This is a genomic window from Paenibacillus sp. FSL H8-0175, assembly GCF_045040615.1.
GTDB lineage: Bacteria > Bacillota > Bacilli > Paenibacillales > Paenibacillaceae > Paenibacillus_AQ > Paenibacillus_AQ odorifer.
In genome coordinates this window covers 2,287,806-2,303,154 of record NZ_CP150299.1, presented here as the reverse complement: position 1 = coordinate 2,303,154, position 15,349 = coordinate 2,287,806, and the positions used below count along the sequence as shown (strand labels likewise).

12 protein-coding genes are annotated in these 15,349 nt (G+C 41.8%); 3 read left to right on the top strand and 9 right to left on the bottom strand.

Annotated features, from left to right (window positions below):
- Positions 1-63: 63 nt before the first annotated feature.
- Positions 64-915: an SDR family NAD(P)-dependent oxidoreductase gene (locus MHH46_RS09815; RefSeq protein ID WP_076124990.1), complete on the bottom strand. Its 852-nt coding sequence runs from the start codon at positions 913-915 to the stop codon at positions 64-66.
- 176 nt (positions 916-1,091) lie between these two features.
- Between MHH46_RS09815 and MHH46_RS09810 the strand changes: the two genes are divergently transcribed.
- Entirely contained in the window at positions 1,092-1,556 is a 465-nt protein-coding gene (locus tag MHH46_RS09810; RefSeq protein WP_076124989.1) for a MerR family transcriptional regulator, read from the top strand.
- Between the two features lie 18 nt (positions 1,557-1,574).
- On the top strand, positions 1,575-2,573 hold the full coding sequence (locus MHH46_RS09805; protein ID WP_076191243.1) for an NADP-dependent oxidoreductase: 999 nt from the start codon (positions 1,575-1,577) through the stop codon (positions 2,571-2,573).
- 88 nt (positions 2,574-2,661) lie between these two features.
- Here the strand turns inward: MHH46_RS09805 and MHH46_RS09800 are convergent, their stop codons facing one another.
- The 8 genes from MHH46_RS09800 to MHH46_RS09765 all read right to left on the bottom strand — a co-directional run bounded on the left by MHH46_RS09800 (position 2,662) and on the right by MHH46_RS09765 (position 12,726).
- Positions 2,662-3,618: a pectinesterase family protein gene (locus MHH46_RS09800; protein WP_076191240.1), complete on the bottom strand. Its 957-nt coding sequence runs from the start codon at positions 3,616-3,618 to the stop codon at positions 2,662-2,664.
- Between the two features lie 39 nt (positions 3,619-3,657).
- On the bottom strand, positions 3,658-5,019 hold the full coding sequence (locus MHH46_RS09795; RefSeq protein ID WP_076124983.1) for a glycoside hydrolase family 28 protein: 1,362 nt from the start codon (positions 5,017-5,019) through the stop codon (positions 3,658-3,660).
- Positions 5,020-5,041: 22 nt separating this feature from the next.
- The gene (locus MHH46_RS09790) at positions 5,042-6,163 is read right to left on the bottom strand and encodes a glycoside hydrolase family 105 protein (protein WP_076191237.1); all 1,122 of its coding nucleotides are present in this window, start codon (positions 6,161-6,163) and stop codon (positions 5,042-5,044) included.
- Positions 6,164-6,313: 150 nt separating this feature from the next.
- Complete coding sequence (locus MHH46_RS09785) at positions 6,314-7,417, bottom strand: glycoside hydrolase family 105 protein (RefSeq protein WP_076124980.1); 1,104 nt, start codon at positions 7,415-7,417, stop codon at positions 6,314-6,316.
- A gap of 40 nt (positions 7,418-7,457) precedes the next feature.
- Positions 7,458-8,333 carry a carbohydrate ABC transporter permease gene (locus MHH46_RS09780; protein ID WP_036679255.1) on the bottom strand — a complete coding sequence of 292 codons (876 nt, stop codon included), beginning with the start codon at positions 8,331-8,333 and terminating at the stop codon, positions 7,458-7,460.
- A 21-nt stretch (positions 8,334-8,354) separates the two neighbouring features.
- Positions 8,355-9,329 carry a sugar ABC transporter permease gene (locus MHH46_RS09775; RefSeq protein WP_036679252.1) on the bottom strand — a complete coding sequence of 325 codons (975 nt, stop codon included), beginning with the start codon at positions 9,327-9,329 and terminating at the stop codon, positions 8,355-8,357.
- A 133-nt stretch (positions 9,330-9,462) separates the two neighbouring features.
- The gene (locus tag MHH46_RS09770; RefSeq protein WP_076191234.1) at positions 9,463-11,019 is read right to left on the bottom strand and encodes an extracellular solute-binding protein; all 1,557 of its coding nucleotides are present in this window, start codon (positions 11,017-11,019) and stop codon (positions 9,463-9,465) included.
- A 189-nt stretch (positions 11,020-11,208) separates the two neighbouring features.
- Positions 11,209-12,726: an extracellular solute-binding protein gene (locus tag MHH46_RS09765; RefSeq protein ID WP_081387802.1), complete on the bottom strand. Its 1,518-nt coding sequence runs from the start codon at positions 12,724-12,726 to the stop codon at positions 11,209-11,211.
- Between the two features lie 180 nt (positions 12,727-12,906).
- Here MHH46_RS09765 and MHH46_RS09760 point away from each other — a divergent pair, with 180 nt between their 5' ends.
- The gene (locus MHH46_RS09760) at positions 12,907-15,252 is read left to right on the top strand and encodes a helix-turn-helix domain-containing protein (protein WP_076184310.1); all 2,346 of its coding nucleotides are present in this window, start codon (positions 12,907-12,909) and stop codon (positions 15,250-15,252) included.
- The last annotated feature ends 97 nt before the right edge of the window (positions 15,253-15,349 follow it).

Below are 15,349 nucleotides of genomic sequence, written 5' to 3'. Positions count from 1 at the left end.
ACTCTATTATCTCATACGTTTGGAGGAATTACAAAAAATAATTAGAGACAACTAAAGATCTGATTAATAACGAAGATACTCATTTTCGTAAATATCACTAATCCTTTCCAAAACATTCCGGGCTTGATCCTTAAATTTCAAATCCGCAACCTGGCCTTTCCAAAGAAACACCCCCGTCTCCCCACGGTGTTCTCCCAGAGCACCCTCATACAATTGGTCGGCGCCGTGGGTAGGCGGAGAGAAAAACAGCTTCATCAACGGTTTAACTATTAGAGGCAGTCCAGAATTTTTTCCTTTTCGCAGCGTGTTATTGCTACCCGGATCAACACTGCGAATCATGATGCCCTCGTTAGCAAGCTGCGGCGCAGCGGCCTGTGTCCATAACGATAATGCCAGCTTTGAGGTGGCGTAAGGACCAAGCAGCTTGCGGAAGGTGGTGGGACGCTCCAGGATTTCAATCGTAAACTCTTTCGTAAACTTAAGCGCTGAGGATGAGGTGTTGATCACCGTTTTTAAGCGTCCTTTTTGTAGGATATCCTTCAATTCCATTAAAATAATATACGGCACAACGGTCATCAACTCATAGTGCTTTTCGCGCCCCTGTGTCGAATAGCTCAGTTCAGGGAAGCTCCCGCCGGCATTGTTGAACAAAATATCGATCCGCTGCTCCTTGCCTTTGATCTCTTCCAGTGTCCCTCTCAAGCTGGCAAAATCCGCGAGATCGGTTGTTTTATAAATACGAAGCCAGCCGTTTTTGATGGATTTTTGGATGTTCACATCATCGGCTGGAAAACCGGAACGGTTCAAAGCAACCACCTGCCAATCCTCCGCTAGCAATTTTCGAGTTAATTCCAATCCAATCCCGGCGTTAGCGCCTGTAATCAATGCGATATTTTCACGTTGCTGTGTACTCATTGTAAATCTCCTCCTGAATTCGGGATATCTTCTTCTTATAACGCACATTTTATTAATTGGAGTCGACTCCAAGTCAAGGCGTAATAAAAAGATTTTGTCCCAGAGATAAGGTCTTGACTTGGAGTCAGCTCCAAGTTGTATAATGCACACACAAAGCAATCTCCTGGAGGTACAGTATGAAGGCAGAGCAAACGTTTACGATAAAAGAAACCGCCGTGCAAACCGGAATATCCGAGGATACGATCCGCTATTACGAAAAGATCGCGCTGCTTCCCCGGGCGGACCGGAAGGACAACGGGCATCGCGTTTACCGGCAGGAAGATATAGATACAATCCTGCTGCTATCCTGCCTCAAAAAAACAGGCATGCCCTTGCAGGAAATGCAGCCATTTTTGGCGGTCTCCGCTGACGCTGATCCCGCAGATTATCCTGAACTGGTGGAGCATTTAAGGAACCATCGAGAAAACATCGTCAGCCAAATCTCGTCGCTGCAGCAGGTTGTCGATTTTATTGATATGAAGCTGGAACAAGGGAAATATCGCCGAGACTGCTCAGATAAAAGCGAGGACAAATCGAAATCAAAAAACATCTCCCCTGTTGAGATGAGTTATTTTTCTGGATCAGCAAAAATGAATAATTAATGGATTGGAGTTTTTAGGATGAAAGCAATGATCATAAAAAAATACGGGAATTCTCCTCTTCAACTAGCCGACATCCCAACACCCGCAGTGGGTGATTACGATGTATTGGCAGAGATCCACGCAGCAAGTATTAATCCTATCGATTTCAAAGTGCGGGATGGCAAAGTACGTACGCTGTTGAAATACAACATGCCCCTAGTTTTAGGAAATGATTTTTCAGGGATTGTCATCCAAGTAGGAAAGAATGTTAAAAAATTCAAGATAGGTGATGAGATTTACGGACGGCCCAGAAAAGATAGAATCGGAACCTTCGCAGAATATATCTCCGTACATGAAGAGGATATAGCGCTCAAACCTCACAATCTTTCCTTTGAGGAAGCTGCATCCATCCCATTAGTCGGGCTTACTTCTTATCAAGCATTACATGATATATTACAGCTAACGGCAGGACAAAAGGTATTGATTCAAGCGGGAGCGGGCGGTGTTGGCACCTTTGCTATCCAACTTGCCAAAGCGATGGGGATATACGTGGCTACTACTACAAGCGATGCTGGAGCAGAATTGGTCAAGTCACTTGGAGCCGATCAAATTATCAATTATAAAACCGAAGCATTTGATAAGATTTCACAAAATTATGATGGAGTATTCGATACCATTGGCGGTGAAACATTAGAAAAAGCTTTTAAAACAGTCAAACAGGGAGGACAAATTGTATCGGTTTCAGGGTTGCCTAATGCACGCTTCGGAAAAGAGTATGGAGCTGGGTTCATAAAAACTAATATTTTTCGCTTGATTACCCGGAAGCTGAGCAAATTAGAGGCAAAGTACAAGGTTAAATACAGCTTTCTGTTCATGAAACCAAGTGGCAGTCAATTAGAAATCATTTCAGAGCTTATTGAATCCGGACAAATAAAACCTGTTATTGATCAAGTGTTTCCTTTTGTAGAGGCGCAGAAAGCGATGGAGTATTCCGAATCGGGCAGAGCTAAAGGAAAGATCATATTAAAAATAAAGTGATACAACATTTAAATAAAACGGCAGTCTAAGACTTTATGCTTCTGTCTAGACTACCGTTTTTTACTTGTGTACTCGTTAATTAAATTATCTATTTCCAAAAATCCGTTCCAGCAAAAACAAACTCTTTATCCAGCGTCTCGTCGCCATCTTCAAAGCAATCTGCCCAAAACACACGTTGCTTACTCAGGGGAATTGCATCCTTCACGCCATATTCCTGATAACTAACGGTTTGTTCATTAGCGGTGTTGTCCCAGTTATCCCAGCCAAGTGGATGTATATGTGCACCCAACTGGCAATCTACAAATACGGTTTTAGCATACTCACGCCAAGGACGGCCCAGAAACACCGGAGCAATATCAGGAGCTGCTGTTAAAAAGCAATTTTTAAAAATATAACCATACGATTGTCCCTCAGGTGTGGAGGCAGCCGTAATATAACCTGCTTGATTCTCACTATGACACAAGCTGCGAATTTCACATCTGTCAAAATATGCTGTAGCCCCACCAAATATAAAGTCCACTGTTCCCTCTATATAGCAATGCTGATACAACTGCCGATATTGGGCATGGTGTTCTCTCAGTGGTATACCTCCAAACGTAGATCGCTCTTTGGGTGCAGGTGGCAAAGGTCCTGTGAACAACGTGTCCTGATACCCTTTTAAAGTACAATTTCTGAATACGGTTTGATCACAATTAGCATACACAGCTACGGCCTGCCCGATATTTTCACCCTGCCCTGCATTATTGGTAATCACCAGATTCTCCAAGACCAGATGGCTCCCGCCCAGAAATAACGTTGGTGTAGAGAATGTATTGATTTCTTCGCCCGCTTCATCACGCTCTTTCGCGTAACGATTCATAACAATCTCCACGTAGCCAATCCCTATGATCGTAAGATTAGAACGATAAATCCGCACTGCCTCTTTATAGACCCCTGACAAAATATAAAGCGTATCCGCTTGACCGGATGGCCCCTGCTCTAGTGAATCTACCGCCTCTTGAATCGTGTGATAAGCGCAAAAAGATTCTTTTCCTACAACAAGCATAGTGGATTCTTTTCCTTTCAATAAATTGATGACTTTCTCTTATGGACAGACATTCTGTGCTTCAGGTGACACTGTAGCTTGTTCTACTAATTTTTCCGGCTTCTTCGTGTTTTTTGATCGACAATTTATGATCTCTACAGCTTCTCCATTTTCAATGTAAAAAGCAGGCCCTTCATGGTTCTCAATCGTCACCTGATGAAATTGAACATCTCTTGCATTCCCGAGGAAAAACCCGCGATTATTCATGTTTTCGATCCCTGTCATCATGTCTGGATGGCCGGGAATTGCATTCGTCGCCATGGAGATGTCCACATTGGTAAACGTAATCTCGGATACATACTGCTCAGCAAGCCCGTATAAGAAACCCGCTGCGGCATGAACATTACGTGCGGTAATATTGGCAAAATGAATGCGTCTAAAACACGGCGTTTCCTCTGTAATCGGATAAGGATTTTTATCCCACACATATTTTTCTTTCCCGCGTGGTCCACAGAAATAATATAGATTTAGAGTAAACGGACAAATAACGTCCTCCATTACAATATTGCTGATCCGAATATCTTCAATCGTTCCCCCGCGTCCCCGTCTTGATTTCATCCGGATTCCACGATCGGTTTGTTTAAACACACAATTACTAATCGTGACATTACGAATATCTCCACTCATTTCACTACCGAGTACGACACCCCCGTGTCCATGTACCATAGTGCAGTTGGTGATCGTGATATTCTCACAAGGAACTCGTTCTTTGGTATCCTCAGTTCCTGCCTTGATCGCAATGCAGTCATCACCGACATCAATATTGCAATTGCTAATTCGCACATTGGTGCAAGACTCTGGATTAATGCCATCTGTATTCGGAGAGTCGGCCGGGTTCAGAATGGAAATATTATCAATAGTCACATTGTAACAGCCTATCGGATTAACGGTCCAGCTTGGAGAATTGACCAGCGCGATATCTTTAAGGGTTACCCGCTGACAGCTATCCAAGCCGATTAGAGTCGGCCGGGGATACTGCAGCTCTTCCCGGCGGTTCCGAAACTTATCCCACCAGAGTTCACCATTTCCGTTAATCATTCCGCTGCCAGTGATCGATACATTAACTAACTCTCTTCCATAAATACAAGGTGAATGAACCTGCTGCTTCACTCCCTCCCATCTGCATTCCACTGCAGGGTAATCCTCCGGGTTCGTACTGAATGAAAGAATGGCACCAGGATTTAAATTCAATTCGATATTGCTTTTCATATGAATTGCACCGGTTAAGAACGTACCAGCCGGTACATAAACGGTTCCTCCACCGGCTTTATTTGCCGCTTCAATCGCACGCGTTATCGCTTCAGTCGCTAACTTTTTACTATTCTTAAGCGCTCCAAAATCCTCAATATTGTAGATCAACATTCATAAGCCCCCCTGTTCTATATCAGATCCAGCCTCTTAATTGTTCATATTCCACACAAGCCTGTAGGAAAGCACCCACACCTTTTTGGTCGTTAGTGACAATAGGCTCGCTAATGTAATAAGCGAAAGTACCGTCACGTTGGTCCACTCCACCTAATCCGGCTACTTGGCAATTCTTATTTAAATTGACCCATTCTTCTTTGGTTTCAAGTACAAACTCCGAGATAAGTCCTTGGTAAGCCAGATCTAATGTTTCGTACCATCCAGCGTTTAACACGCCTAATCGGATACCTTTAGCCATGGCATACACGATCATACTTGAAGCAGAGGCTTCAAGATAATTTCCTTTGCGTTCCCCTAGATTCATCACTTGATACCAGACCCCGGATTCCTTATCCTGATATGTCTTCACCGCAGTTAAGGTATCATTTAGTATTCGTACCAGCTCGGGATAATCTGAGTGCTCATTAGGCAGCAATGCCAGAACATCAACTAAAGCCATGAGATACCAGCCAAGTGAACGGGCCCAAAAGTTAGGCGAAAGTCCTGTTTCAGGGTCGCACCAAGGTTGAATACGCTGTTCATCCCATGCATGATATAGCAGACCTGTTACCGGATCTTTCGTATGCTTCTCACACAAGATAAATTGTTTGGTTACATCCTCAAGTCCCTGCCCTTCTTCAAAAGCTAGCAAGTAGGCTAAATAAAAAGGAGCGCCCATATAAATTCCATCTAACCAAATCTGATAGGGATATATATTTTTATGCCAAAAAGCACCTTCCGAGGTTCGCGGATGGGTCTCAAGTTGCTTTCTAAGTAAAGCAGCCGCTTTTTTATATTTTTCCTGCTTCGTTTCTTTATATAGAGTCAATAATAATTTTCCGTTGTTAATATGATCGATATTATGCTCCTCTAGGTGGTAGCCCTTGACACTGCCATCTTCCTGAATAAAGTAGTCCATATTATCTTGAATGAACTGCAGATACTTCGAATCACCGGTCTGCTTCCAAAGCCATTCAAAACCGTTCAATACCACGCCATAATCGTAGGTCCAGCTTCCTTTGTAGCCTTTATCTTCATAAAGCTTCGGTGTCCGCGCCATAATAGAGTCTGCCGTTTGAATTGCCCACTGTGATTTCTTCATCCCAACCCCCAAAATATTTATAAATTTAAGAGCTCAAAAACTAAAAATAGGTTCAGCCGATTTAAGGATTCTTTGCACATAAAATAATACGACTTGATTCTCTGCAATCTCAGAGAATCAAGTCATTGTTTAGTAAGGATACCGAGCGATTCACTCTTGAAGCATTGACTGTATTTCAACACAAGCCATCACCAATGCGCCCACACCATGCAGATCATTTTTAACCTTAGGCCGAGTCACGTAACTCTCGTAATCTCCAGCTGAGGTACCGATACAAATGTCCGGCAGAACTAATCGGTTATGCTCATCCCACTGGATTACTTTGGTTAACCCTTCATATCCTTTTTTAGCGGCAGCTGTAGCGATAGTCACATCACTTACAACGCCATGCTTCACGGCTTTGGCAATCGTATAGACGAACAAACATGACCCTGAAGTCTCCAGCCAATTATCTGGCTCATGTCCCTTATCTACGACTTGATACCAAAGTCCACTTTTTTGATCTTGGTAACGAATAAGTGCATCCACAAAATCTCTCAGTGTAGTAGAAAGCTCTGTCCGGGCTGAATCATGGGAAGGTAACAGATCCAGAAATTGCGATAAGGCGAGACCATACCATCCTAATGATCGGCTCCAGAACTCCGGTGAACAACCCGTCTCCGGATTCGACCAAGGCATCCGCCGGCTCTCATCCCAGGCATGGTATAACAAACCCGTTGTCTCATCCTTCATATGCTTGCGCATTAACATTTCCTGATGAAGGACCGTTTCACGCAAGCTTGGTTCATCGTAGACATTAGCATATTTCAAGGAGAATACGCCTGCCATATAAAGTCCATCCAACCACATTTGGTTGGCGTACTTATCCTTGTGCCAATACCCGCCCTCAGAGGTTTTATTTAGTGTGAGCAGTAAATTCCTTAGCTTCTCTGCTGCAATACGATACTTTAGTTTGCCTGTCCGTTCATAAAGAGTGAATAGTAGCTGTCCTGCTTGAACCGCATCCAGCTCATCACGTGCAAAATAAAAGTTCCCGTATTCATCCACCAAATCATCTACATATTCCTGAATATAGTTGATATAACGGTCTTCTTGATAAGCATTCCACAAAAGCTCCATGCCACACAGAAATACACCCTGATGATAGTGCCATCGATGCGCGGGGGGAAGCTCTCCCGCCCTGTAAGTATCCATTAGTGAATCGCAAGCTTTTTTTGCCCACTCTATCGGCGTTGTAGGTATCTGTACAGTCATCTCGAAGCTCCTCCCCTAAGTATAGTCTCTCTCTTTCTTGCTAGCCCTTCATAGAACCCAACATGGCACCTTTGGCAAAATGCTTTTGCAGGAACGGATACACACAAACTATTGGTAAGGTAGCTACAACGATAACAGCCATTTTAATTGATTGATCTGGCGGTGGAACAGCAGCATCCAGTGTAGCGCTGTGATCCATACCGCTGGCAAGGACGACAATTTGTCTGAGCAGAACCTGTATTGGCCATTTCGCACTATCATTCAAATACAGAATCGCATTCATGTAGGTATTCCAATACGTTACCGCATAGAACAATCCGATCGTCGCTAACGCAGGTAAGGATAGTGGCAATACAATCCGAAATAATATTCCAAAATCGTTACAACCATCAATTTTGGCCGATTCCTCCAAACCTTCAGGTATATTTTGGAAAAAGTTTCTCAAAATGATCATATTAAAGGCACTAATCGCTGACGGTAGAATCAGTGATGCGTACGTGTCAATTAGTCCTAATTCCTTCACCACGAGGAACGTTGGAATCATCCCACCATGAAAAAGCATGGTGAACACAACCATGAAGTTAACCACTTTACGACCATCCAGATCTTTTCTGGTAAGAGCGTAGGCCATCAAAGAAGTTATAAACAAACTAAAAATAGAACCAATTGCCGTGACACCAATGGAAACACCCATGGCTTTAAATATTGTATTCGTCGAAAAGATGAACTTGTACGCTTCCAGACTCCATACCTTTGGAATCAGTACAAATTTGCTAGAAGCTAGTTCTGCACTCGTTGTGAAAGAGCCTGCTACAACGTGAACAAGGGGAAGCACAGTAATTAAAGCAATGATCGCAAGCAGCGTAAAGTTTATAGCAGAAAAGATTCTACCACTGATTGTTTTATCTTCTACCATTTCGATTCCTCCCACAAAATATCAATAAACGCCTTCTTCTCCCATTTTCTTGGATAATTTATTCACCATCATCACCATTACAAAGCCTACAATCGATTTAAAGAATCCAATAGCTGTACTGTAACTAAACTGCCCCTGTCTCAAACCAGCAGTATATACATACGTATCGATAATTTCCGCAACTTCTCGATTCATGGAGTTAAGTAGCAGATATACATGTTCAAATCCAAGATCAAGAACGGAACCAATTTTCAGAATAAATAATGTAATAATTACGCCTCTAATCGCTGGAAGAGTGATATGCCAGACTTGTCTAAGTCTTCCAGCTCCGTCCATACGCGATGCTTCATAAAGCCCTGGGTCAATCGCAGCTATGGAAGCTAGATAAATAATCGTTCCCCAACCTGCTTCTCTCCAAATCACCTGAATAATATACATGGGCCTGAACCATCCTGGATTAAGCAGGAAATTGATTGGTTCAAAGCCAAAATAGACAAGCAGCTCGTTGATAATCCCTCCATCCATCGTGACCATTACATAAGAAATGGAGACGATGATAACCAATGACAGAAAATGGGGCAAATAGAAGATCGTCTGAAAGGTTCTTTTGAAAAAGCTGCCTTGAAGTTCATTTAACATCAGGGCAAGAATAATCGGCATCGGGAAATAGATAAGAATATTTAATCCGAAAAGAATAAGTGTGTTCACTAATATATTTAAGAAATCCGGCTCTGTGAACAACCTGCTGAAATGCTTCATCCCTACCCAGTCACTACCGTTGATCCCTTGATAGGGTTTGTAATCCTGAAATGAGATAATTAATCCGTACATTGGAAGATATTTAAAAATCAAAAAATACAGTACTCCCGGAGTTAGCATGACGTAGAGCCATTTATTTCTCCACAGCCGCTTTTTCAGTTCGCTGCTGCTTTTATAAATTTCAGGCTTAGGATTCATTTGAGGAGCTGAGCTGGGCTGTGCGGTGACTTCCTGCATGATATTCTTCCTTTCTCCTTCTTTATTCAAACACGATATTTCTGAACCCCGTGAGGAATAGAAAAGGTTGTTGAAACAAGATCAACAACCTTTTCAGCTACAATTTGTCGCTTAACTATTCGAGTACGGGTTACTATTTTTTGTATAACGCGTTGTATTCTTCAATAATCTTATCTCCACCACGGCTCTTCCAGTTCTCTACTTCCTTCTCAAATCCAGCCTTGTCAATCTGACCATAAATATATTTATAGGTTGCATCTGTAATAATCTGTTGAAGCTCTACGCCTTTTTCTGTATAGGTAGCCGAATCCATAGCAGCTGTTGGATCCGCTACACCAACTTTGACATTCTCAAGAACCAATTGATCTGCATGAATTCTTCCTGGCAGCGTGTTATAGTTCTCGTACATTCCATTGGTTTCAGCTTCGCCGATAACACTGTCCTTATATCCCTTTACTTCACGTTCAATCAATTCTTTGTCGTCAGTAGCTTTTGCTTTACCGTCTTCAACGGTATAGTGAGTACCTTCAATTCCCCAATACATCAAATTAGCTACTTCTGGGGTCATCATTTGATCAAAGAAAGCAAGAATCTTCTTCAGCTCTGCCTCATCCTTGACAGCAGATTTCGGGAACAAGACAACATTGTTATAGCCTGGAATCATCCATTGAGCATATTTTCCATCTGGACTTGCAACCATACTATGCGCATCCAAAACAGCGTCAGGGTTATTCTTAATAGTATCTTTATTGAGGGAATCAATATCTTGCATGGAGCCCCCAATATAGAGTCCACCCTTTCCAGCCTTAAACATATTTACTGCATCCGTTTTACTGGTGGCAGCGAAATCTTGATTAATGTATCCGCCATCACGAGCTTTTTTGAAAAAATCCATTGTGTCGAAATATTCATCGAAGGTAAATTCAGGCGCTAATTTGCCATCCTTCTCACCCCAGGTATTCGGTGTTCCGAACCAAGACGAAACAGTTTTGAAAGCTCCATAGGTCAACTCATTACGGTCAATAATACCGGTAGTATCTTTCTTTCCATTACCGTCTGGATCTTGTTCTGTGAAGGCTTTAGCCATTTCAAATAATTCATCTACATTAGCTGGTGCAGCAAGTCCTAATTTATCTGCCCAGTCTTTGCGGTAAATGATCCCTTGGCGTGCAAGTGGACGCCCGATATATAGGGTATAAAGCTTGTCATCTACTTTCGTGTTATTAAGAATTTCTGGTTTCAATTTGCTCAAATTCGGAAATTCGCTTAATAGTGGACCGATTTCCCAGAATTGTCCGTCTTTTATCGCTTCTTTCATCTGAATGAAGGTTGTCTGATTCTTCAAATATGTTACTTGCGGCAATGAACCCGTTGCAAAAGATGAATTCAGTTTTTCTTCATAAGTATCAGCCGGAAAAAATTGATAAGTCAGCTTCGTGTTGGTCAATTTCTCAAGTTCATTCTTAATCGTATCAGGCGGAGTCTCTGATGTATTCAATGGAAGCATGATTTTGATTTCTGTAGGTTCCTCTTTAGGTGCTTCAGTCTCTTCCACCTTCGTAGTGTTCTCTGCACTTGTAGTTGGGGCTGCTGCTTCTTCTTTGTTATTGTTGTTACCACCGCATCCAGCTAACAATGTGCTGAATGTTAACAGTGCTGTTAACAACATGGTGAAGGATTTCTTCTTCATACCATTTTGACCTCCATAATTTGTATTGGTTACGAGTTCCACGTTACATCGTCGGCAAGGTTACGAAAACAATCATTTCCCCATAACGGCGCGTTCTGAAAGGGATCTGAGCAAATGATTATCGGGATATCGCAGCACAAAAAAAATCCACCGCATTATCCGCAGTGGATCAAAACCTTTTTAACCTATTTACTTTTCTGTCCCAAACTCAGCCTCAGCATATTCCTTAATAATAAGATTGCCTCCACGAGCTCTCCATTTCTCAACCTCTTGCTGGAATCCCTCAACGGTAATGTTACCTAATATATAGTTATATGTAGCATCCACAATGATTGTAGATAACTCCATATTCTTCTCATCAAAAGTAGATGAGCTCAGAGAAACTGTCGGGTCATCAACCAGAAAAGATTCATTATCTTTACTCAGCTGATCTGCTAGAGAGGTTAATTGCTCCTTCTGAGCCACTTCCATAATGTTTTTATTACTAATGTCCGCAATCATTAAAGCATATAGCGGATTCACTTCCTGTACCCGCAGTTGTGAGGTTTCCTCGGGAAGGATAATTTTTCCGCCTTCAAGCTTATAATGCCGCCCCTCAAAGCCATACATCATTATATTGGCTACATCTTTATCCATGGTCCGATCAAAAAATCCAAGCACCTGCCGAAGCTCCTCCTCTGTGGCAATGGACTTTTTGGAAAAGAGATACAGTCCGTTGTAATTGGGGATAGACCACACTTTATATCCATCAGGCCCCTCGATACGATTGATCAGCGTAAGTTCAGCCTTTGGATTGTATGCTTGAGCTTCAATTGACAACCGCTGCACATCAGTCATGCTGCCAATAAACACACCAGCGATACCGTTAATGAATTTATCGCGTTGAACCTCTTTACTGGTAAGAGCAAAGTCCTGATTTATGATTTTTTCATCATATAATTTCTTCATAAAATTCATTGTGTTCATATACTCCGCTGTTACGAATTCCGGAACAAATTGATGATTCTCTAGCTTCCAATTATTTGGTGTGCCAAAATAAGAGCTTAGTGTCTTAAATACACCATAAACAAGATCATTACGATCGACTAATCCAAGGGTATCTTGTTTGCCATTCTGATCCGGATCGTTATATGTAAATTGCCTCATTACTTCATATAGGTCATCTAAGGTCTGTGGATTGCTCAAATGAAGATTGTCCAGCCAATCCTTACGTATTATGACACCCTGTCTGGAGGAAGGGCGTTCTGTATACAGGCCGTAGATCTTACCATCAACAGCGGTCTGCTTAAGAATAGCGGGGTCCAGTGCTTTAAGATTGGGGAACTCCTGAAGATATGGGCCGATCTCCCAAAATGCTTCAGAACGGATGGCGTTTTTCACCAGATTATAGTCTGAGAACTTCACAAAGGTGACTTTTCTCAAGGAATTAGTGGTCAAAGCTGTGTTCATTTTATCGGTATAAACACCCTCAGGCACCCACGTGATATCAAGCTCCACCCCTGTTAATCTTTCGATCTCAGCTATAATCTTTTTTGAAGGCTGCTGTGGAAAATGAAGGGGTGCCAAGATGGAGATGCTCGGGCGAGCTTCTTGCAGTACAGAACCAGCTGACTTTCCATCACTGCAAGCGCTTAACATAGGGAAAACAAGCATGAAAAATAAGCAGCAACAAAACGTTGCCCTTCTACACATAAATTGTCTAAACATTTCTACAGCCTCCTAAGGTATTGTAAGGATTTTCACCCTACAGCTTGAAGATTTTCCATTTTGTAGTCATAATTAGGGTTAATGATTATTGCAGAACGAGATGATTATTGTTATTTTCCACCAGGTTTCATACACTAAGAACAAGTGTCTACTTCTACATAAGTAAAGGTGCTGAGTCCCGTGAGACCATTAAGCTTTTTAAGTAAATTAACGATTTTTGCCTTTGTAATTAGCACGTTGCCGGTGATATTCATCGGTTCTTTTTCCTATTTCACATCATCTAATGAGATCCAAAAGAACGTAAACAACAGTAAAATGGAACTTATATTACAAATCACCTCAAATGTAGAACATAAGTTAACAACTGTCAATCAAACATTAAACCAAGTGATCAACTCTAGTGTATTAAAAAAAGCACTAAATAACCCTTTAAGTGAAACCGATTTCATTTTATATAATGATTTAAGAAACGAAATCCGTAATATGCAATCCTTCGATACGAAACTTGAGGATGTCATCCTGCTCAATCAGCAGCAGAACTGGATGATCAAAAATTCAGGCGTCTACCGTCTGAATGAATACAAAAACCACGCGCAACTCTCTAATCTAATGAATATAGCTGACGATACTTCATGGATTTTGAATCCATCGTCCTTATTTTATAGCGAGGAGAGCATTAACGTCACTGGCTGCAATTACAGTATCAGTCTTATCAAAAAGCTTCCCACCAATAAGCTGCAAAAATATGGGCTTGCCCTAGCTAATATTCCGGTCTGCAGTCTTCAGGATTTCATTAATTCAGATGTGCAGCCACTCGATGACATTATCGTTCTGGATCAAGCTGGCCGCTTCCTACTCCATCCGGATACCAGCTTAATCGGAAAACCTAAAGAGCAAGGCGGATTTAAAGAAGTCCCTTTAATCTCTGATCCTTCTAAACAATCCGGACAGTTCAAGACTGTGATCAACAAAAAGAATTACTCCGTCACTTTCATGCGTTCTCAGTTAAATGGCTGGGTTTATCTATCGGTTACTTCCATGGAAAGCTTGACGAAGGAGTCCAATAAAATCGGTATGTTTACGATAATCGTGTGTACCATTATGCTCTTGTTCTCCATTCTTCTGGCCTGGATCGGCTCCAGGCGTATGTACACCCCTATCGAAAGACTGCTTAATCAGATGGGCCAACGCAAACCGGATATTAAATCGAGACATCGCAATGAATTTCAGATTATAGGAGAACAAGTTCATTCTTTGTTCCAATCCAAATCACAGCTGGAAAAAGAAGTCCGGCAACACTTTCAGCAGGTTCGTACGTTTTTTCTGATCAATGCCTTCCACGGCAATGTTAAGAAACGTGATTTGCTCGAAGAATTAGGGCAATTCGGCTACCAAACCCAGCTTGAAGAATGGAAAACCATGGCAGTAATTACGTTGTCTATTGATTATGCCGAGGATTCCAGCTATGAGAAAAAAGATCTCAGCCTCTTATTGTTCGCTGCCCACAATATGATCGAAGAATTAATCTGTCCTGAACAACGGCTGGCTCCAGTGATCATGGACCATGCGGTAGTCGTATTATTGGGCAGTCCAGACTGCGATACCCAGTCTTTTCATAAGACACTGTATTCGTTAACGGAGAAGCTGCAGCAAGAAATAAATAATTATCTAAAGGTGCAGGTGAGTATTGGGCTGAGCCTGCCCTTCAACGCCTTCGATAAACTAGCCATCGCCTACAGAGAAGGTCTTGAAGCACTGAAACATCGCATTAAGCTTGGCAAAGGCGTTATTATTCAATATGAGAACATTAACTCCGGCAAACATTATCTGAACTTGAACTACCCTACGCATAAAGAAAACGATCTAATGGATGCTATCAAGCTGGCTGAAACGGATAAAGCCAAGGAACTGATTCATTTGCTTTTTAAATCTATCTTTGCCCTAGAGCTTTCACCACAGGAATATCAAATCCCGTTGACCCGCTTACTCAATAACTTGCTCATTATGATGCAGGAATCGGGCATTAGCTTAAATCAGATCTATCATGCTAATGGCTCAATTTTTGAGGAATTACATGACCTTCATACCGTGGCTGAGATTGAGGATTGGTTCTGGAGCATGGTCATTTACCCGATGATCAAAATTTTTATCAGCAGGCAAAATGCCCAATACCAAAACATCTCTGAGAAAATCATTGATCTGATCCAACATGAATATGATACGGATCTAACCTTGGAAGAATGCGCTTCACGGCTGCATTACAACGCCAACTATATCAGCAGTGTCTTCCGTAAGGAGACCCAATACTATTTCAGCGAATATTTAACGATGTACCGATTTAAAATGGCAAAAAAATGGCTGCAGGAAACCGATATGCCGATCAAAGATATTGCAGCCAAATTAAGATACAACAATTCTCAAAATTTCATTCGATCTTTCCGTAAACAGGAAGGGATGACCCCTGGACAGTACCGGGATAACAATACAGGCACTAAATCCAAACCAACATTTGACGAATCTATGTAAAAATCACAAAAAAATCGTTCAAGGCCGAATCTAAAAAAAAAAAGAGTCTCTCTTTTTTTCGGAAAATATGTTAACGTGTGCATATAACCATTTAGGG